The organism is Vibrio sp. 2132-1 (assembly GCF_033344315.1).
Genome location: NZ_JAWPON010000185.1, coordinates 1 through 858, shown reverse-complemented (window position 1 = coordinate 858; position 858 = coordinate 1). Strand labels below are relative to the sequence as shown.

General features: G+C 46.6%; 1 protein-coding gene and 1 pseudogene. Both read left to right on the top strand.

What is annotated here, in order from left to right:
• Positions 1–599, top strand: a pseudogene (locus R8N47_RS24295) (DASH family cryptochrome); the annotation flags it as partial.
• On the top strand, positions 600–858 hold a 259-nt coding region (locus R8N47_RS24290), incomplete at its 3' end, for a cryptochrome/photolyase family protein (protein ID WP_318185990.1).

Below are 858 nucleotides of genomic sequence, written 5' to 3'. Positions count from 1 at the left end.
TTGTGTGTCGCCAAGAATGATTTATGCCATGCTCAAACAGTATGAACAAACCCAAGGGGCGAATGATTCGACTTACTGGATTTACTTTGAATTGTTGTGGCGCGAATATTTTTATTGGTACGCAAGGTGTTATCAACAAAGGCTGTTTCGGTTTGGTGGTATTCGCAATCAACCGCCGTTAACCAGTTTTTATGCGCATCGTTTTCAGCAGTGGAAAAACGGCACCACACCGTATCCCATCGTCAACGCGTGTATGCACCAACTGAATCACACTGGTTATATGTCTAACCGTGGTCGCCAGTTGGTTGCAAGTTGCCTTGTTCATGAACTGGGGTTGGCGGTATGGCGCAGCCTACTTTGAAACGCAGTTGATTGACTACGATGTCGGCTCGAATTGGGGAAACTGGCAATATTTAGCGGGAGTAGGGGCAGATCCGAGAGGCTCTCGTCAGTTTAATTTAGAGAAGCAGACACAAATGTACGACCCAAATCATGAGGTCATTGAACGATGGCAAGGGCGTGACAGCCGAGCGCAGCAAGACGTTGTCGATATGGTCGACTGGCCAATCGCAACGCAGCAAGAAAATGGAGATAAATAAATGCGTTATGACACGGTGCGATTGATTCTTGGTGACCAACTCAACAGCGAGCATTCTTGGTTTCAGCAAGCGGATGATACCGTGCTTTATTTGATTGCTGAGCTCAAGCAAGAAAACACTTACGTTACGCATCACATTCAAAAGGTGTGCGCTTTCTTCTCCGCGATGGCTATTTTTGCTCAAGAGAAGCAAGAAGAAGGGCATCATGTTCTGCATCTAACGTTGGATGACACTGCCGCTTTTGACGATCTTGACCAAG